Consider the following 20,125-nt stretch of genomic DNA (forward strand, 5'->3'; position numbering starts at 1 on the left):
TGTAAAAATATCGGTTCTATCTGGTGGCTAGTTTGCCTTTTTTCTGGCTTATTTGTTGACTCGGCATTTGTGTATTTTATGCTTACTTTTATCTGTATTAACTGTTTTCCTATGCAAAAGAAATGTAAATAAATGTTAAAAAAGCGAAATAAAGTTTACCTAAATTAGAAAATAGCGATCCGGAGGCTCACCCACTGGGGTAGTCTAGATGAAAATAAGTTGCTCGCCTGGTTTGACCTAATTGTTCTATGACTTCAGTTATTTCTAGTCCTGCTCGCACCATCCGCATCGGTTCTCGTAAAAGTCAACTTGCCCTGGTTCAAACTTACTGGGTACGAGAACAACTCCAGACACGCTTTCCTCAGATTAATTTTGAAGTCCATACCATGTCTACCCAAGGCGACAAAATCCTGGATGTAGCACTAGCCAAAATTGGGGATAAAGGACTATTTACTAAAGAATTAGAATTGGGAATGCTCAATCATGACATTGACTTTGCTGTTCACTCTTTGAAGGATTTACCAACCAATTTACCACCAGGGTTAACTCTGGCAGTGATTACAGAACGGGAAAACCCAGCAGATGCCCTGGTAGTACATGAAAAATATAAAGACCAGCAAATTGAAACCCTGCCAGCAGGTGCGGTAATTGGCACATCTTCCCTGAGAAGATTAGCACAGTTAAGGCACAAATTTCCTCACTTTACATTTAAAGATGTACGTGGAAACTTAAATACACGCCTAGCCAAACTGGATGCAGGGGAATATGATGCTTTAATTTTAGCAGCAGCCGGACTACAACGGCTGGGCATGGGGGACCGCATTCATCAAATTATCCCTCCAGAAATTTCCCTGCACGCGGTGGGACAAGGAGCTTTAGGCATAGAATGTCGTGCTGATGACGAGGAAATGATCACCATGCTCAAAGCCATTGAACACAGCGAAACCCGCGATCGCTGTTTAGCAGAAAGAGCATTTTTGAGGGTTCTGGAAGGTGGTTGTCAAGTACCGATAGGGGTAAATACAGAGATTAATGGTGATACTTTAACGCTGACTGGCATAGTTGCCAGCGTGGATGGTCAAAAGCTGGTGAAAGATTCTGTGACTGGTGCGGCTGAAGATGCGGAGAAATTAGGCGCAGACCTAGCACAATTGCTCAGAGAACAAGGGGCAAATGAAATTTTAGCGGAAATATTTACTGAAATTCAACGGGTTTCCTCATCTATTGGGTAGGCAGATGTGATTAGATAAGTAAGCAGTAAGCAGTGAAAAATTAATTATTTACTGTTTGTCAATTACAAACTGAAAACAAATCAGCGGAACCAGGGAAATAAAAACTACCATGCGGATTCTATTCGTAGCAGCAGAGGCCGCTCCCGTGGCGAAAGTGGGAGGAATGGGGGATGTTGTGGGAGCATTACCCAAAATATTGAGAAAAATGGGGCATGATGTCCGCATATTCTTACCTTATTACGGCTTCTTACCAGATAAAATGCAGGTTCCAGAAGCACCTATTTGGAAAGGATATGCCATGTTCCAGGACTTTGACGTTTACGAAACCGTTTTACCTGGTACTGATGTTCCTTTGTACTTATTTGGACATTCTGCCTTTTTACCCCGCAAGATTTATGGCGGTGATGATGAAGATTGGCGGTTCACTTTTTTTGCCAACGGAGCAGCTGAATTTTGCTGGAACTATTGGAAGCCCGAAATTATACATTGTCATGATTGGCACACAGGAATGATTCCGGTGTGGATGCACCAAGACCCGGATATCACCACTGTTTTTACCATTCATAACCTGGCCTATCAAGGCCCGTGGAAATGGTACTTAGAAAAAATCACTTGGTGTCCTTGGTATATGCAAGGACATAACACCATGGCAGCTGCGGTACAATATGCCGACCGGGTAAATACGGTTTCTCCCACCTATGCCGAACAAATTAAAACCCCAGCCTACGGTGAAAGCATCGAAGGTTTACTGTCTTTCATCAGTGGTAAGTTATCGGGGATTATCAATGGGATAGATATTGATGTTTACGACCCGGCGACAGATAAAGCTATTAGCCAAAGCTTTACCATTGACACTCTGGATAAACGTAAGGCCAACAAAATTGCGCTGCAAGAAGAAGTGGGTTTAGAAGTTAACAGCCAAGCCTTTTTAATTGGTATGGTGACACGCTTAGTAGAGCAAAAAGGTATTGATTTAGTCTTGCAGATCCTTGACCGCTTCATGGCATACACAGATGCTCAATTTGTGCTATTGGGAACAGGCGATCGCTACTACGAAACCCAAATGTGGCAGTTAGCATCCCGTTATCCCGGACGTATGGCAACTTATCTGCTGTATAACGATGCCTTATCTCGGCGGATTTATGCTGGCGCTGATAGCTTCCTGATGCCTAGCCGATTTGAACCCTGCGGTATCAGTCAAATGATGGCTTTGCGTTATGGTTGTCCCCCCATTGTCCGCCGTACAGGTGGATTAGTGGACACGGTATTACACCACGACCCCATGAACGCCGCAGGGACTGGTTATTGCTTTGACCGCTATGAACCACTAGACCTATTTACCTGTATGATTCGAGCTTGGGAAGGTTTCCGTTTCCAACCTCAATGGCAGGAATTACAAAAACGTGGTATGAGCCAGAATTTCAGTTGGTATGAGTCAGCCAAGCAGTATGTAAGGTTATATCAATCTATTTTCGGTTTACCAGGTGAAGAAGAACAGCTACTCAAGGAGTAATAAGCAACCCAAATTCTCAATCAGCCCCAAGTTCATGACCAAAAGAATGGGATGGGAAGCTTGTACTTCTAAAACTGCTTTTTTTATGTGTTATGTATACAAGTGGTCTGCATGGGACATGGGTAGGACTTTAAACGGATGGGGAGCGAGTGTCAGACTGCTTTGGTAGCAAGTTGCGGTGAAGCGTCAAGAATCACCGACCTAGAAGGTCGGTGAGTATGTCGCACGGGAGCTAAAAAGTAGAGCAGCTTACATTTACTTTCGGGTGAGTCTGTGGAATAGGTCAGAAAACCGTAATATAAACTTTTGTTACTAGCTAAAAATAAATCATAACTGTAATTTAAAATACAATAAAATCAAGTATCCTGATCATGGAGTGCATTATGGATTACATGGCTTACTCGCATATATATATGGCCAATGAAGAAGCGAATGAAAACACTGAATACAATTTTCCTGACTTTCAATTTGAGTGGAAAAAACTTTTCCAAACCAGGACGCTAATTACATCGACAGCAGACCATCAGCCCAGGTTGCAATTCCACTGGATAAGTTTTCTCAAATCTTCTGCTTGGTTAGCCTTGGCTGGTATTACTGTACTGTTTGCTACAATTACCCACGCTCAGACAGCTTCGATATCAACATCAACATCATACGTGAGAACTAACGGTAGTTGTTTACGTATCCGTGAAGATGCTAACCTCCAATCGCCCATTGTGGGATGTATTCCTAATGGTACGAAAATAACAACTACAGAAATTATCAATGGTTTTGCTCGTCTGTCTCCCAAGAGATTTGTTTTTGCTAAGTGGATTGATGGTAAACCGAAGATGTCTAATGTCAGCAATGTTACTAGTCCTGGTACTGCCGGGTTAGTTAATTTGAGCTTAGGTTCCCGCGGTTCGGAAGTCAAGGAAATTCAAAAAGCATTAGGTGTGCAACCCACTGGGTATTATGGACGCACCACTTATCGCCTAGTGCGAGAATTTCAGTCGCGGAATAATTTAGCTGTTGATGGCATTGTCGGACCCCAAACCCGCAGTGCTATATTTAGAACTTAATCTAAGGGAGTTGAAAATAATTTTCCACAATTTCTAAGATGCGCTCGGCTGCATGACCATCACCATAAGGATTAATGGCATTTGCCATGGCTGCATAAACCTTGGAGTTACTAAGTAACTCCTCGGCAGCTTGAACAATGTTCTCAGTGGTAGTTCCCACCAGTTTGGCAGTACCAGCAGTTATAGCCTCTGGCCTTTCTGTGGTATCTCTGAGAACTAACACTGGTTTTCCCAGACTAGGGGCTTCTTCTTGCAAACCACCAGAATCAGTTAATAAAAAATGCGATCGCCCAATCACTGCCACCAATTGAGCATAGTCTAGCGGTTCTGTCAAGAAAATTCGGGGATGATTGCCTAAAACTGCTTGTAATGGTTCCCGCACTGTGGGGTTACGGTGCAAAGGTAACAGTAGGGCTGTATCTGGGAATTTGTCTAATATTTGTAGAAATCCTTGGGCGATGGCTTGCAATGGTTCTCCCCAATTTTCCCGTCGGTGGACTGTTGCCAACAATATGCGATGTGAGTTCCAGTTTAAACCCGGTATATTACAAATCGGTTGACTTGCAGCTACATTTAATAGTGCATCAATTACTGTGTTACCTGTGATGTGAATTTCCCCCAAAACCCCGGAACGTTGTAAGTTTTCAGCCGCCCACACAGTGGGGGCAAAATGTAACTGAGTGAGTTGAGAAATTAGCCGTCGATTTGCTTCTTCTGGATATGGATTAAATAAATCATCAGTTCTTAACCCAGCTTCCACATGACCAACGGGGATTTTTTGATAAAAAGCCGCCAAAGCTGCGGCAAAAGCCGTGGTAGTATCTCCCTGAACTATGACCAAATCCGGTTTACTTTTTTGAAATAATGCTTCTAGTCCCTGTAAGCTGCGGCAAGTAATATCATTTAAACTTTGCTGAGGCTGCATAATTTGTAGATCATAATCAGCTTTGAGATGGAATAACTGCATGACTTGCTCAACCATCTCCCGATGCTGTCCAGTTAAAATTACTTGCGACTCAAATTTTGCCGACTGCTGAAATACTTGAACTACCGGGGCTAGTTTAATTGCTTCCGGTCGCGTACCCAAAATAATGCTAATTTTTTTTCTAGTCATTTTTTGATACATTATAGCGGTTTTCGCTGGTTAGTGAGGTACATGATTAACAAGCAGGATGCTTGTGTGACAAGAGGATCATTTACATTTGTATCTCACGTATTTAAGAAATGCTATAATATACAATAGGTTTAATTCTGAAAACCGAAGCAAGAAGAATTAGATTCTCCCTGCTTACAATAGCAAAAATTAACTATGAAAAAACCCGGATTAACCGGGCAGATGCTCTGTTTGTCGAATTGCCCAGGATTAACTATGACTTGATCTCGCAAGTTAAAGGACAAGCTGCATATGTAGTAGTCTGGGTTTGTTCAACTTCTCCATGTAACCAGTTCAACCATTTAACCTCGTTTGGGTGTACACCCTTCAAAGTCAATACCCCCGCAGCGATAATTACTGCCATGACATTAAACAAGATTAAACCGCCTGATACCAGCAAAACAGCACTGGCAGGCATTACAGATTGTAACACAATTGACAACAAGCATCCTACAGTGGCCATCAAAAAGACCAATGGAAAACCGACAACCAACAAGCATACTGCCAATGTAAAAGTCCAAATCAAAAAACTTTTAACCGTCATTAGGTAGTAGGTCTTTCCTAAATTAGAGGTTTGAGCCGACACCATGACTTTCCTCCCCAAAATATACAATAAGGTTGTTATTTCAGTCATATATCGTCCCGTCAGGGCGTTGACTGAATTGTTTGATGAGATTTCAGTATATAGAATGTTTTTCATAAAATGAGCATTTTTTTACTAAACTTTACAATTAATTTTTAATAATTATGGATGTAAGTTGAACTTGACAGTTAATTGGCAAGATGGTTTATGGCATCTATCTTCAGGAATACAGATTAATAGGGCTTTGCCATCACAGGGGATTTCTTAGCTTGTAACTCAGTTATGCTTAACATTTCTTATAACAAGTTTCTTCGGTTCTCATATTTCTGAGAAAAGAGTGAAAATTTATTTATCTTGATCCTGGACAGTAATAATGTTCATTTACCTGAAATATATAGTTATATTTACTGTAGGTATTGAGGGGATGTAAGTGTAATAAATGAATAAACCTGTATTGCAACCGTCAATAGGACTCAGATTAGCTTTTCAACTGTTCAATTGGAGATTGTAAATTTATATGACAGAATCAAGGGCTTCGTCCCATCCCAATCCAAATCCTGTTCCCCGCCTGGATGTCCCGCCAGTACCACCACCTCCACCACCGTTAGTCAAGCCACCGGACTCTAAACAAAAGTTGGAGATGTCAGCCCATCAAAATTCCAGCCAACGTCAGAGTAGTCCCCCACCCATGCCTAGTTCTGCAACTGTTCCTAAAATCACTTTGGAGCAGATTATCAAGGAAGCTTTTGATTCAGGATATTCTGATATTCATTTGGGAGTGGGTGAAGTCCCCCGTTTCCGCAACCGTGGGGAAATTCAACCCACAGATTATCTAGAAACAGACTCAGAAACCTTTATGAGTTGGTTGCGGGAGATATTAACAGAGTCAGAAATTCAGCGTTTTCAAGACCATCTGGAATTTGATGGCGCAACTCAGTACGATTTTGCCAGGGTGCGGATTAATGTTTTTGACTCTCTCAAAGGCTCTGCCATGGTACTGCGGTTAATTCCCCTGAAAATCTTGTCTATGGAGCAGTTGAGATTACCGACAGTTTTTCGGGAGATTTGCCATCACCACAAAGGATTAATTTTAGTTACTGGGCCAACGGGTTCTGGTAAATCCACCACAATGGCCGCCATGATTGACTATATCAATAGAGAGATGGCGAAACACATCATCACTATTGAAGACCCTATTGAGTTTGTCCACCAAAGCCGTAAATCTTTGGTTAAGCAACGGGAAGTAGGAATGCACACCCGCAAATTTGATAACGCTTTAAAGGCGGCTTTACGGGAAGATCCAGATTTGATTCTAGTGGGGGAAATGCGTGATAAAGAAACCGTTAATACTGCTCTGAAAGCCGCTCAAACTGGTCACTTGGTCATGGGAACCCTACATACTAATAGTGCGGTGAAAACCATTGAGCGGATTCTCAATCTTTACTCTGGTGAAGAACAAGATGCAATGCGGGTGGCAATTTCCGAGTCTTTAGTGGCGGTAATTGCTCAAGGTTTATGCCGCACAAGTGATGGAAAGCGGGCGGCATTCCACGATATTTTGATTAATACTGAGGCCATCAAAGAATGGATCAAAGATGGTAAGTATGATGAAATTACTGAGTTGATGAAGCAAGCCAGTTTTGACGGCATGATTACCATGAATCAATCCTTGTACAATCTTTACCAAGAAGGTCGCATCACCGAAGAAACGGCTTTAGAAATGTCACCAACTCCTAACGAAATGGCACAATTTCTCAGGGGACGAGTTTAGTTAGAATATAGGGTAAAAAAAATTGTTTTTTTACCCCTGTAACTCAATTGATCACAGATAAACTATCTCAACCCCAGTTGTGCAAAGGTGTTGCTCTTTTTACACCAGGAGGAGATTTAATTTACTGCATCGACCCTAACAAGCAGGGTCGATGGCATTTAGATTTGTGTGCTGCTTTGCAGGAAATCTTAGATTTACCAGAAGCACCACACTTTTTAGTTCCTTGTTATACTGCTACCATTGACCACTGGTTAGATCCACATAGCCACCAAGTGCGAACCTTTGCGGAAGCCTATCCAGCTGTAATTCGACAACAGGCTATACTTAATGCCATTTTTGGGACTCAGGTAGTTTGGCAAACAGCACCTTGGCAAGAGGGGTTGTGCGATCGCATGGTATTAAGTACCTATCGCGCTGCGTTTCCCCAACTGTGGGAAGACCATGATTTAATTGTCAATTTAGACCAATGGCAAAGCAAACCTAAACATCATCCACAAGTAATATCTGGACAAAAGTCACAGTTAAACACAGAATGCTATGTTTTGCGCCTGTTTGTTGCTGGACATAGTATGAATACTCAACGGATCCTGGAGAATCTGCACCAACTTTTAGAGCGATCGCTGGGGTATCCTTATACTATGAAAGTTATTGATGTTTTAACTAATCCCGAACTAGCAGAAATTGACCAAGTTTCTGCAACTCCCACACTTGTTAAGGTTTGGCCGCAACCAATTCGGCGCATTGTCGGCGATATAGATAATGTAGATAAACTTTTACAAATGTTAGGGGCTAAGAGGATGTCTGAGAAGTAAGAGAGCTTAGGTAACGGTATCCTGTCAGTAGAAAAAACACTTAAGTATGACAGGGTTACAAGAGCTATGAATCCATCCTACTCAAGTAAATGGTAAAAAAAGATCAGTCGAGTATTGTCAGTTTAAGAACTAACTAATTTTTCTCCTGTCAGCATCCGTACTGCTGCTTCCAGTAATACTTCTTCCAGATAAGGCTTGGTAAAGTAACCACTAGCACCGAGTTGAATTGCCATTTGTCTGTGTTTGTCTGCACCCCTGGAAGTGAGCATGGCAATGGGAAGGTGGTTGAGGTTAGCATCTTTTTGGATGCGGGAGAGTAATTCCAGTCCATCGCAACGGGGCATTTCAATGTCACAAAATACGATATCGCAAGGTAAACCAGAACGCAGTTTTTCCCAGGCTTCCTGTCCGTCGCGGGCTTGTTCAACTCGATAACCAGCTTTATTAAATGTCAGTGAGAGTAATTCCCTCACTGTAATGGAATCATCCACAATTAGGACTGTAGGATCAACTTTTTCTACCGTTTCTGGTTGCAGCCAAAGATTACTGCTATTCTGTTTAGAAATCCGTCCGTGGAAGATGTCAATAATTTCTAGTACATCAGCAATGGGCATAATATGACCGTCACCCAAGATGGTAGCACCAGCAACACCAATGGGTTTAGGTGCGGGTGGTTCAAATTGCTTGATGACAATTTCTTGTTCACTCAGCACCATGTCAATTTGAAGGCCAATTAAAGTATTCCCGGATCGCACTACCACCACCGAAATCATATCATCATCTCGGTTGCCACCATAAACATTACCGCGACTCAGTTGGCGATTGAGAGTTAAAAGTTCTCTCAAAGGTCGCAAAGGCAGTACTGTATCACGCCAAGAAATATATGATTGTCCATCCTGGTTATACTGAATACTAGTTACTGGTATATCTAAAGTATCTTCCACCCCGTCCATAGGGAAAGCAATCCGCCCTTTATCAGAAACACAGCATAAGGCTTTACAAATACTCAAAGTCAACGGTAAACGAATGGTAAAAGTAGTTCCCTTACGTACAGCAGAGTCTGTGCTGACTGTACCGCGAATTTCGCTAATTGCGGAGCGGACTATATCCATTCCGACACCACGCCCGGCGATTTCATCTGCTTTGTCTTTGATACTAAAACCAGGACGGAACAGCAGGTCATAGATTTCCTTGTGGGAAATGGATTTTGCCTGAGCTGGTGTAATCATCCCCATTTGCATCGCTTTTGCCTTGATTCTTTCTGGATCGATACCAGCACCGTCATCACCGACAGAAATGACCGTTTGATTACCTTGGTGGAAGGCGCGAATCGTAATTTTTCCCACCCTGGGTTTACCGCGTTTCTCCCTGATCTCTGGGGTTTCAATACCGTGAGCGATGGCATTATTGAGCATATGGGTAAATGGGTCGGTGAGATGATCTAAAATCATCTTGTCAATCAAGACATCTCCACCTGAAATCACCAACTCTACTTGTTTACCATACTTGATGGCATTGTCCCGCACTCCTCGCCGCAAGCGATCAATAGTTTGGGAAAAAGGAACCATTCGCGCTCTTGTTAGCCCTTCTTGCAGCTGGTTTGTCACTTGGCGGAACTGTCGCGCTACTGTTTCTGTTTCTTCTGTGACGAAATCAATATCACTCGCTGACTCGCGCACCCGGACAATAAATTCAATCATTTCTTGGGATAAGGTGTGAAAAGGAGTGAAGCGATCCATTTCTAACTCACTAAATCCCCTGTCTGTATGGGAATCATCATTATTCTGGTCAGTTGTTAGATGTCCTTGAGGTTCTTTGGTTTTGCGACTAGCTAAGAGAGAAGCTTCCAATAGCGATCGCTCATACAATTCTTGCATCCTTGCTCCCACGTCGGACAGATGTTGGACTTGAATCAGCAAGTTATCTAAAGATTGCCGTAGCCGTTCATAATCCTGTTCCAAGGTGTTCCGGTTGACCACCAACTCCCCAACTAAATTGCTCATCTCGTCCAGTTGCTTAACTGGGACTTTCATTGTTTCCTCAAATCTAGCAGTATAACGATCTGAACTAGGGGAGATTTTGCTGGTGTTTGCTCTTGGTTGGGTTGGTGATGACTGGGATATAGTTTTATCTGCTTGTGCCAGTAGTTTCTCTAAATCGCTAAATTCATCATCCACATCCGATGATGTGATGGTATAGTCGGCAGTTTGGTTAATAATTGATTCAAATTCTGGTGCGTAGGATGGTTGAGTTAGTTGGTTCAGTCCGGTTCTATTTAGCAAAGCCTCCAGTTCAGCAAAATCATCTTCTGGGAGGGAACTGGCATCAGAACCTACTACTATTTGCCTGTCTAATATAGCTTCTAACTCAGCAAATTCATCTAGGGTAGAAGTATCAGTGTCTAAAACCAATAATTGATCATCTTCATGACTTTGAAGATAAGTTAAATTATCTCTAGAGGTTATGTCCTCATTTAATATGATTGGGGAATTTTGGTCCAGACTATCTGTTTTTGATGACTCTTTTGTAAATTCTGGTGTTACATCTAAAGTTTCTGGCTCTTGGGAAAAGCTACTCATTTTCTGTAGAGTCAGGTTTTCATCATTGTCATCGATAGAAAGTAGAAAATTAGATGCTGCTAAATCTGCAAATAAATCATCCGCATCGTCATTTTCTCTATTAACACTTGTTGTCAGAGTGGGTATATACTCTTCAATGTTGCTACAAGCGTCACCACCTACGGAAGCCAACAAACTTTCCTCTAAGGCTTTTGCTACATCTTGATCAACTACGGGAACAACTTCCCCTTGTTCTGCTGTTATGCTTTCCTGGTTCCAAAAGTCCTCTTCTGCCTGCGTAAACTCTATTATTTGTGTAGGAGTTATATCAAATAAATCACTTATTTCTGAATCATGGTTAGACAAATGTGGTTGCTCTTCAAGGTCAGCAAAATCATCAAACAAATCATCTAAACTCAAAGACTGTGACTCTAGTGTACTAGCTTGGGCTTCTCTGTAGTTATCTAGGGGAATATCTCGACTATTTGCATTACTTGTTGCTGATAATAAATCATCAAAATCGCTATCAATATCGTCAACATTAGGCTTACTAACATTTATTTCTAATTCACTAGCGGCGCTAACATTTAAAACTTCCTGTTGTTCCCAATGTTGATCTAATTCTGGCATTTCATCTGCAAATAAATCTGCCAGAGTATTCAATTCAGACAATCCTACTAATGGGGTATTTGAGTATAAATCATTATTACTAATATCTACCTCTTCTTCCTGACCCAGGGAGAATATTTCCCCAAAAGCTGAAGTATCCTCCGTGGGGTGAAGTTGGTCTGAGAGTTGACTTAAGCTGGTTATACTGTCTATTGGCTGTATATCGGTTTGACTTGCAAAATTATCTGTGGTGGAAGGTAATTCCTCATCTGCTGTCAGAGGATACAAGTAGTCCGCGGGTAAAAATCCTGCTAATTGCTGACTAATGCCTATGCTGGTTTCTTGTCCTTGAATAACTAATTCTTGAGCTTGTTTAATTTCAGTAATGACAATTTTAGCCAGGCTGAGATAATTATTTTCCGGATTACTGATGGCATTTGCTGCTGCTTGACATAATTTACACCAATGTGGCAAATTCCGCTTTTGTCCGAGTTTGACTAACTTTTGACAACATTGCTGAAGATTTTGCCGAGATTCGGGTGTTGTATTTGTTTTAAACAGTTGCAACATTTCCCGCAGTGTTTGTAAAACATCGGTTTTAAATTCATCCCAATTTTGATGAGTCAGCGCAGGTAGGGAATTTTCTGTGAGTTTTACTGATGTATTTTCCTTTTCTTGTTCCCAGTGGGAAATATCTGTCCGCAGGAACAGTTCAGTTAGTGTGCTGAAAGTATCCTGCTCATTTAATTCTGCTTGTGTTGTTGTATTTCTTGTTGCTACCCCACTTCTGTTTTGTTCTACCAGCAGTTCCAGATGCTCATTTAACCATTTAAAGACTGGCTCAGTTTCTAACATCAGAGTATTAGCAGCCTCTTGTGATAGACCTAAAGGACCACTCAAATGTTCTAATAAGACCTTGAGGGTATCAGATACACCAAGAAATAAAGATTCTAATTGTTGGTCAACCTGAACCGGATTTTCTTTAAGAACTTTAAAACAATCTTCCAGACGGTGGGAGGTACGCTGAATGCTATCCAGCCCCAGCATAGCTGCACCTCCTTTGATGGAATGAGCAGCCCGGAAAACTTCGTTGATCATTTCCGGGTCTTTCAAGGTACTTTCGAGGTTCAGTAAGCCTTGCTCAATCGTATTCAGATGGTCTCTGGCTTCTTCTATGAAGTAACCTAAAATCCGCTGTTGTTGTTCCTGCAGCATAATACAAATTCTAAGTGCTGAGTTCTGAGTGGTCTTGGGTCTTTGGTCATTGGTTAATGACTAATTAATTACTTAGATTCTGGTGTTTCCACGCGGAAACGCTCAACGGAGGAGATCAAGTCGCGGGAAACACCCACTAAAAATTGTAAAGCTCCTGAGACCCGTTGAGCCTCTTGGGAGGTTTCTTGGGCTGTAAGTTCTACAGATTGCATTACCTGGGCTACGGATCGAGAAGTTTCCGTTTGTTCTACGGTGTCACTGGTAATGGAACGCACGAGAGTGTCAATGCGGTTCGCTACTTGAATAATATTATCTAGCGATCGCTTGGCTTCTTCTGCCAATTTTGTGCCTTTAATTACCTGTTGTGTACCTTCTTCCATGGCGGTCATGACTGAGCCTGTTTCGCTTTGGATTTGCAGAACAATCTGTTCAATTTCCTTTAAGGATTTGGCAGATTTATCTGCTAACTGACGCACTTCATCTGCTACGATAGCAAAACCGCGTCCTGCCTCACCTGCCCTTGCTGCTTCAATACTGGCATTAAGTGCTAGTAAGTTGGTGCGGGAGGCAATTTGAGAAATTAACGCCACAATTTTAGAAATTTCTTGAGAAGATTCAGCTAATCGCTTTACCTTACGGGTGGTTTCCGCTACAGTTTCCCGAATTTCTAAAATTCCTGCTACGGTATTTTCCACTGCTTCACCACCTTTAACAGCGATGGCACTGGCATCACCGGCAACGATTTCCGCTTCTCGCGCTGCCTCTGCTATTCTTTTTATGCAGTCAGTCATCACCTGGACTGAATTTAAGGTGACTTTTAACTCTTCTGCTTGTCGTAAGGCATCACTAGATAAAGCTCTAGCAAATGTTTCTGAATTAGTTGCACCTTTTGTTACCTCTTTTGCCGCCACTGTTACCTGTTGAACAATGTCCCGGAGGTTTTGAATTGTCAGGTTAAAGGCATCGGCAACTGCGCCTAGTACGTCGGCAGTTACTTCGGCTTGGACTGTCAAATCACCTCTGGCAGCGCCCTCTACATCGTCCAGTAGGCGAATTACTTGGCGTTGCAGGTTTTCTTTAGCTTCTTCTTGTTCGTTGGCTTTACGTTGGGCTTGATGGGTAGTTGTTAAAACTGCTTGAGCCATTTCATTAAAGCCGGTGGCCAAGCGCCCCAGTTCGTCTTGGGAATAAACAGTGGCTTCCACATTAAAATTACCTTGACGGACTGCTTCAAACTGAGCTTCCAGATCCTCTGTGGTGCGGCGAATTTGCTTGAGTGTTATGCTGCCCATAAAGGCTGCTGTACCGAACCCAGCAATACCGGCAGCTAGTGACATTGCCCAGCCTGTATTTCGCACTGACTCTCGTTGTTCGGCTGGAGAAAAGTTAGTAGCTGTAAAGCTTACCGCAGCTACAACTAAGGCTGAAAAAATACCCACTGTACCAGCCACGAACCAGGGTTTCACATCCAGGGGGGCATTTTCTAAGGGTGCTAACCAGCCTTGTTCAATGCCTACTTTGGGTTCCAGATCCGATAAATCTGTTGCTGTAAAAGGGCTATTTTGTGAGTCGGTGATGGAAAACAGTTCATCTTCGCTATTGTTTTCCTCCGTAGTAAGTCCGCGGAAAAGCAGAGTTTCACTATCGCTAGTTTCTTGGTGGTATTTATGGCTACTTTGCAGTTGCCCACTGGAATTGAGGGAACCGGAAATCATACTCACATCATTAAAACTGGCTGATGTTTCTTCTACGTCAAACCCAGAAATGTTGGCTAAATCATCAAATTCGTCAAAGTCATCTAAAAACTCCACATTAGTGTGATGATTGTCTTCATTGGGTTTGTGGTTTGTATCTTCATCTCCAAAAGCAGCTTTAAATGTCTCCAAATCAAAATCATCATCATTACCAAAGTGATTTATATCTAAATTTTCATCACTGGGAATTTCCTGGGGTTGTGGTGCGGATAGATTGTCTAGGCTTGGCGATGGTGTTGTTAAATTTTCTTGAACTTTAATTTTATCTGACCAATTACTAGATTCAGATCCGGAGGAATTATCACTCAAATTTGTTAGTGAAGAAGCATTTTCGGGATTTTCTCCAGTTACCAGTAAATCTTTGTATTCTTGGTTACTTTCTTCCCCGGCAAAGTTTGCCATGTTTTGCTCTTGTTCGGGTTGATATGCCCGAATATTATCACCCTCGGCAAAATTTACTTCTGCGATAGCTTGCTTTACTATATTGTGATTAGTGTTATAAGTGAGTGTGGTTTGCTGAGATTCATCATGGTCAATTTCTGGCTCATCTGGGCTGGCTGGGTCAATTTTTTCTTCCCAGAACAGGGGTAATTCTAATTCAATTTGCCCATTGTCTGTGTTCCCATCAGATTCTTGCTCGCTTTGGGTTTGATTCCAAGCAAAAGGATCTTTACTGGAAGGTTTGATGAAATCTGGGTTTTCATCCAAGGAAATACTGTCTATGGGTACTTCAAATGGATTAGTTAAAGATAGATCATCTATATTTACAGATTCATCAAGCCCGTTAATTGAACTTAATTCCCAACTATTGTTATCTAAGTTGTCAAACAACGCCAAATTTTCTAAATCTGGGTTAACAGATTGCAGATGATTATCAGTTTCTGCAAAATTGCCTTGCTCCTGCTGCTGATTTTCTTCCGCGGGAGCAGGCTCAATATTGGACTCTTGTGGTTCTTGGTATTGGTTGATGTTTTTTAAACCATCATTGGCAAAACCAATAATTTCTGGGTCATCAGACAACTGCAAAACTTTTTTGTACTCTTCTTGTGCTACATGGTACTGCTGCAACACATAGTAGACGTGACCCCGTAATAAATGGCAGTTAGGGTCATCTGGTACATTTTGCACCACTTGATCCACTAACCTGGCTGCTACTTCGTAGTTCTGTTGTGCATAGGCTGTACGAGCCTGCTTATATGTCTCTAAATGATCATTTAAACTAGCTGGCATTTGCTCCCTCCCAATTTCATCCTGCCCATCTTGTGCTTTGCAAAATTGCCATTTGATCGATCAGTCTTAAGCACTGTTGATTATTAGCATTTATTAACCACTCTCCACGTAAAAACGGAGTCATCGTGTCCGGTAAATTAGTTGGTGGCATTAGATTCTGGATATCCAGCCAGTCCATACCACCAATTTCTTCCACGGCTAAACCCATGATTGTATCTTGGTCTTCAATAGCAATCACTGGAATTTCTGATCTATCTGTGTTTAGCCCGGTTGGTTCACCCAGGAATTGACCCAAGTCAGCCACCCAAATTACTCGACCCCGTAAATTTAGAGTACCCAAAAGTAAAGGAGAAGCATTAGGAATGGGGGTAATTCTATCAGGCGTTAGCTCCATTACCTCTCGGATACCGGTGGCCGGTAGTGCAAATTCCTGACGGGAGGGGATATAAAACCGCAAGTGTAACTCACCTTCAGGGCTTTCTACTTGTAATTCCGGACGAAACTGATCTTCACCGCTACCACTTAAAAAGTTGGGTTTGCTCACCATATTCTTTTCATCCTCGCAGCAGTTGTTTGACTGTTCCCACCAATTCGGTTGGTTGAAACGGTTTGGCTATGTAAGCATCTGCACCTTGCTTCATACCCCAGTAGCGGTCAAATTCCTCACCCTTAGAAGAACACATGACCACAGGTACATTTTGGGTGGTCGGGTTAGACTTTAACCGACGACAAACTTCATAGCCGTTCATCCGGGGCATAACAATATCCAATACCACTAAATCCGGAGGGGCAGTTTGAATTGCCTCTAATGCCTCTACTCCGTCATTGGCATGGGTAACCATTAAACCACTTGCTTTCAGGAGGTCTGTAATCATCTCCCGTTGTGCAATACTGTCTTCCACAATTAAAACTGTACTCATAAATCCCTATCTGCCTCCTGATGTAGAGGTTCCTGGTTGGAACATTCCCTAATCCCCCGAAAATAGTTAATTGTATAAATTAATTTGATCTTTTCACTGATGTATTTATAATAATAACCTGGTGCTGAGGATAATTGATTATTTGATAACACGTTTTGCCCAAGATTTTCTCAAATTAGTCTGTGTAGTTTTGTATTGGTGTTCCCTGATAAGGTTGTGGGTTGATATATTTTTCTATGAGCATGAGTAACTCAGCATCCCCAAAGGGCTTGGTGAGATAATCTGTTGCTCCCACCATTGTCGCCCTGACTCGATCTATGAATTGATCTTTACCAGTTAGCATGATAATGGGTGTATCCTGAAATGCGGTGGAGTGGCGTAACATGGCGCAAATTTCGTAACCATCTAATTCTGGCATGGCAATGTCACATATGATTAAGTTTGGCTGGAGTTGAAAAATGAGACTGATAGACTCTAAGGGATTGGTCAAGCCGATGGCTTCATATCCCTGTGGTTGTAATATAGACTCTACAGTTTCACAAACTGTTCTGGTGTCGTCAATACATACTACTCGTGTTTTATACTTGTGAGCATTTCTGGAATCTTCTCTGTGTATGGTAAAATTATTATTACCTGAATCGACTAGTTGTAGCCAACCCTGTTGTAAATATGGATATATTGCCTTGGCAACGGTCAAAATATCTCGGTTGAGATGGCGAGCTAGTTGACGCAGGGTTGTCTTACCATCTGCCCATCGCTGTAATTTTTTGATTGCCGCCGCGGGGAGTGAGGATTGTAGTTGAACTAACTCAGCTAGGATGGGTAATTGTTCGGCAGACTGAATATGTGGATAAAGCTGCTTCCATTCTTGTATGGCCTGAGTAACTTTGTATATCAAAGGGGGAATTTCCCAGCTGGTCAATTGCGGGGTGAGGGTGGTACCTTGCCGAAATGTAAAACTACCGTGATGTAAACTCAACAAATCAAACAGAGTCTCATACACCAAGCTGTGGATAATACTATGAGCTACCTTGGGGTTAATGAGATTCCGTTCTAACAATGCCCATATATAGCCATATTCTGGTACATTCTGAAACCCTAAGCAAGCAAGTTGCTGTTGATCAAGTCGCGTCTCAATGCGGTAATATCGTAAGTAATCGTCAATGCGTGACAAATTAGTCTCGCCCTGTTGACAGTAGATAATTTGACCATTGATAAAAAAAACGAACCAAAACTGTTTATGTCTGGCTGTCTGATCATTTGTGTATCTGTCAGTATTGTGAAAGCAGGCTTCCACTAAAAGTTGTCCTGTTCGCTGTCCTAACGAAATCAATTGCAGGATGCTGCGAATATCAATTTCATTTAAATTTCCCTGCATTTAGCTTAAAGTTTCTCCTAATGATTGTATTGACTTTGTTGTTAACTGTGCTTGTTTAATCAGGTATTACTAATCAACATTTGATTTCCTTTATAACAAGTCTAATCACAAACTATAAAGTTTTGTAACCACTTGGGGAAAAGGTAGTAATAACACTGAAGCCATAATGGCTGCTATCAGCACAAAATATAAGGGTATCACTCAATTATTGCTACAAATATCAAGGCCCATATCACGTTTATAAATAGTTTTGTCTGTCTTTATAAGAAAATAGGCTGAGAACCCTTGAGGTTGAGTTTTGGAGGGTGGCGGAAAAACTTAACCGTCCTTTAGGCAAGGGATTAAGGCCAGTTGAGGCGTAAACGCCTCAGTCGTTTTAACTATTTCTTGGTAACGCTATAGGAGTTGGAATCTCTATTCTGGTTGGTGAAAACCTGCTAGGGCAAATTCTGACGTAGAATGTAGAATCACCGTGGGTTTACGCGGAGGAGTGTCAATTGCTAAGATTAGGTAAAATTAAAATAAATTAGCAAAATTAACCGGGGGTATACCCAAAAATCGCCATGAAGTATACAAGAGGGCAAACGGTGTGCTGTATTTAGCAGAAGTACAAAGGCAAAAGGGCGGCTTGCTCGGTGGTGGAGCTAAAACTGAACTGAAACTGCTAGCTTGTCAGCGAACCGACCAGAATTGGGGTACTGTGTCGGAAGAACTAATAGCGGCTGAGGATGCTAGTAAGTTGAGTGATGGCGCACTGGTGCTGGTGGAACTTAACCCCAATCGCCAAGTGCTGCGCATTCAAGAGGCTGGAAGGCCATTGGTTAACATTTTGCAAAATCTTTCCCGTCAGTTGGAAAAATTTAAGCTCAAGGAAGAGGAAATTGATCAGTGGAAAGAGTCACTGACATTTCAGGCGCAGGTGATGAATCGCCGTGAAATGGAGATGGAGGCTCGTTTAGAACAGTTACAACAAATGGAGGAACAAGTCCAACGTTTGGAGTTACAAAAACAGGAAGTTGAGACTAAATGGGAGCAAATTTGCCAATTACAGGCGGATATTGAGCGTAACCGTCAGGAACTACGGGGGGCTTGGGAACATTTGCGGGGTGAGCAACGCCGCTTAGAAGAGTTGCAAGCAGATTCGCTACCCGGTCAGGTCTTGGATCAGGAACACAGTCGGGTGATGGGGGAGTTACTTGACCGCTTGTGTAATAGAGTTGCACCTACGGAAATTGTTAGGGAAGATTTGAATCTGGCTTTGGAATTGGTGGAAAGCCAGCAAGCTGGTTTAAACTCGAATTGGCAAGAAGTAGAGCGGCAAAAAACTTTAGCTACTCAACAACAAGCAGAAATTGACAGCTTATGCCAAACTTTAAGCGATCGCCGCAATGCCTGGCAACAGGGACGCGATTTGTTGGAACAGCAAAAGGCTCAATTAAAAGTAAAAACCGCTACTCTTGCCAGTAAGCAAGATTATCTGGAAATCTTCATAGAACAATTGCAACATCAAGAGATGTTACACCAAAAAATTCGTTCTTTAGCTGCAACTTCTGGTGATGTCGTACTTGGGCAGCAAGTTGATTTTCAAGCTTTAGAAAAGATGTCTTTAGAAGAACTACAAAAAGTAATACAAGATTTGAGGCATAAGTTGGAAACAGATTCTAGCTTTGTCCAGGATCAGGAGCAAGAACTAAAATATAAACAAGAAACTATAGAAAAACTGCAAAATCAAATCAACGCAGCACCGGACTATGAAAAAAATAATTTGCAAATGGAACTGGCGGATGAACAAGACCTTTACCAAATGTTAAATGAAACTTTGGTGGGACAACGCCGCAATTTGCTAGAACGGGAAAAGTTAATTAAGCAGCATGAAAATATACTCCTACGGAGACAAGGACACCCTGTTACTAATATAGAAGAAACTCACAAAATTGATTTTGAACCGATTTTGTTACAGATGAAAACTCAGCGACAACAACATTCCCAAGAAATAGAAAAGTTAGAAGCTGAAATTTCCCAAATGCTTGCTGGTATTGAGATGGAACAAGGAATCATTAATAATCAAAGCCAAGAACAAGATGAAAAGCAGCAAGAATGTGAGGACATAGAAACTAACTTGCTATCCTTACGAACAGCAACTGCTGAATATTGGGGTCGTATAAGTCTTTATCAAGAGGTATTACAACCAATTCAGGATAGTATAAATGAATTACGGCATACAATACAAAGAATTGCCGAATCTTTGGCTCAAGTTGAAGAAACTCATGATCAGCAACTCCAAACTATTAATGAAATGCGTCACATTATCCATGGTTTTATATCTCAGTGAGAGT

At 41.8% G+C, this 20,125-nt stretch carries 13 protein-coding genes; 6 read left to right on the forward strand and 7 right to left on the reverse strand.

Annotated elements, in window-relative coordinates:
• Window positions 1–248: 248 nt before the first annotated feature.
• The 3 genes from hemC (at window position 249) to NWP17_RS13560 (ending at window position 3,806) form a co-directional block, all read left to right on the forward strand.
• Window positions 249–1,232, forward strand: a complete 984-nt coding sequence (hemC, locus tag NWP17_RS13550) for a hydroxymethylbilane synthase (protein WP_280655418.1) — start codon at window positions 249–251, stop codon at window positions 1,230–1,232.
• Between the two features lie 109 nt (window positions 1,233–1,341).
• A complete protein-coding gene (glgA, locus tag NWP17_RS13555; RefSeq protein WP_280655419.1) occupies window positions 1,342–2,745 on the forward strand; it encodes a glycogen synthase GlgA in 1,404 nt (467 codons plus the stop codon).
• Window positions 2,746–3,158: 413 nt separating this feature from the next.
• Window positions 3,159–3,806 carry a peptidoglycan-binding protein gene (locus NWP17_RS13560; RefSeq protein ID WP_280655420.1) on the forward strand — a complete coding sequence of 216 codons (648 nt, stop codon included), beginning with the start codon at window positions 3,159–3,161 and terminating at the stop codon, window positions 3,804–3,806.
• Between the two features lies 1 nt (window position 3,807).
• Here the strand turns inward: NWP17_RS13560 and wecB are convergent, their stop codons facing one another.
• Complete coding sequence (wecB, locus tag NWP17_RS13565) at window positions 3,808–4,920, reverse strand: non-hydrolyzing UDP-N-acetylglucosamine 2-epimerase (RefSeq protein WP_280655421.1); 1,113 nt, start codon at window positions 4,918–4,920, stop codon at window positions 3,808–3,810.
• A gap of 253 nt (window positions 4,921–5,173) precedes the next feature.
• The gene (locus NWP17_RS13570) at window positions 5,174–5,548 is read right to left on the reverse strand and encodes a hypothetical protein (RefSeq protein WP_280655458.1); all 375 of its coding nucleotides are present in this window, start codon (window positions 5,546–5,548) and stop codon (window positions 5,174–5,176) included.
• A 511-nt stretch (window positions 5,549–6,059) separates the two neighbouring features.
• Between NWP17_RS13570 and NWP17_RS13575 the strand changes: the two genes are divergently transcribed.
• Together NWP17_RS13575 and NWP17_RS13580 are read left to right on the forward strand one after the other, a co-directional pair.
• On the forward strand, window positions 6,060–7,313 hold the full coding sequence (locus tag NWP17_RS13575; protein WP_280655422.1) for a type IV pilus twitching motility protein PilT: 1,254 nt from the start codon (window positions 6,060–6,062) through the stop codon (window positions 7,311–7,313).
• 47 nt (window positions 7,314–7,360) lie between these two features.
• Window positions 7,361–8,125, forward strand: coding sequence for a circadian clock KaiB family protein (locus tag NWP17_RS13580; protein WP_280655423.1), 765 nt, complete (start codon window positions 7,361–7,363; stop codon window positions 8,123–8,125).
• 122 nt (window positions 8,126–8,247) lie between these two features.
• Here the strand turns inward: NWP17_RS13580 and NWP17_RS13585 are convergent, their stop codons facing one another.
• The 5 genes from NWP17_RS13585 to NWP17_RS13605 all read right to left on the reverse strand — a co-directional run bounded on the left by NWP17_RS13585 (window position 8,248) and on the right by NWP17_RS13605 (window position 17,789).
• Complete coding sequence (locus NWP17_RS13585; protein ID WP_280655424.1) at window positions 8,248–12,507, reverse strand: hybrid sensor histidine kinase/response regulator; 4,260 nt, start codon at window positions 12,505–12,507, stop codon at window positions 8,248–8,250.
• A 68-nt stretch (window positions 12,508–12,575) separates the two neighbouring features.
• Window positions 12,576–15,491, reverse strand: coding sequence for a methyl-accepting chemotaxis protein (locus NWP17_RS13590; protein ID WP_280655425.1), 2,916 nt, complete (start codon window positions 15,489–15,491; stop codon window positions 12,576–12,578).
• A gap of 16 nt (window positions 15,492–15,507) precedes the next feature.
• Window positions 15,508–16,038, reverse strand: a complete 531-nt coding sequence (locus tag NWP17_RS13595; protein ID WP_280655426.1) for a chemotaxis protein CheW — start codon at window positions 16,036–16,038, stop codon at window positions 15,508–15,510.
• 7 nt (window positions 16,039–16,045) lie between these two features.
• Window positions 16,046–16,411 carry a response regulator transcription factor gene (locus NWP17_RS13600; protein ID WP_280655427.1) on the reverse strand — a complete coding sequence of 122 codons (366 nt, stop codon included), beginning with the start codon at window positions 16,409–16,411 and terminating at the stop codon, window positions 16,046–16,048.
• Window positions 16,412–16,586: 175 nt separating this feature from the next.
• On the reverse strand, window positions 16,587–17,789 hold the full coding sequence (locus NWP17_RS13605; protein ID WP_280655428.1) for a response regulator: 1,203 nt from the start codon (window positions 17,787–17,789) through the stop codon (window positions 16,587–16,589).
• Between the two features lie 589 nt (window positions 17,790–18,378).
• Here NWP17_RS13605 and hmpF point away from each other — a divergent pair.
• Window positions 18,379–20,121, forward strand: coding sequence for a pilus motility taxis protein HmpF (gene hmpF / locus NWP17_RS13610; protein ID WP_280655429.1), 1,743 nt, complete (start codon window positions 18,379–18,381; stop codon window positions 20,119–20,121).
• Window positions 20,122–20,125 lie beyond the last annotated feature (4 nt).

Source organism: Chrysosporum bergii ANA360D, from assembly GCF_029891735.1.
GTDB classification, from domain to species: Bacteria; Cyanobacteriota; Cyanobacteriia; order Cyanobacteriales; family Nostocaceae; genus Umezakia; species Umezakia bergii.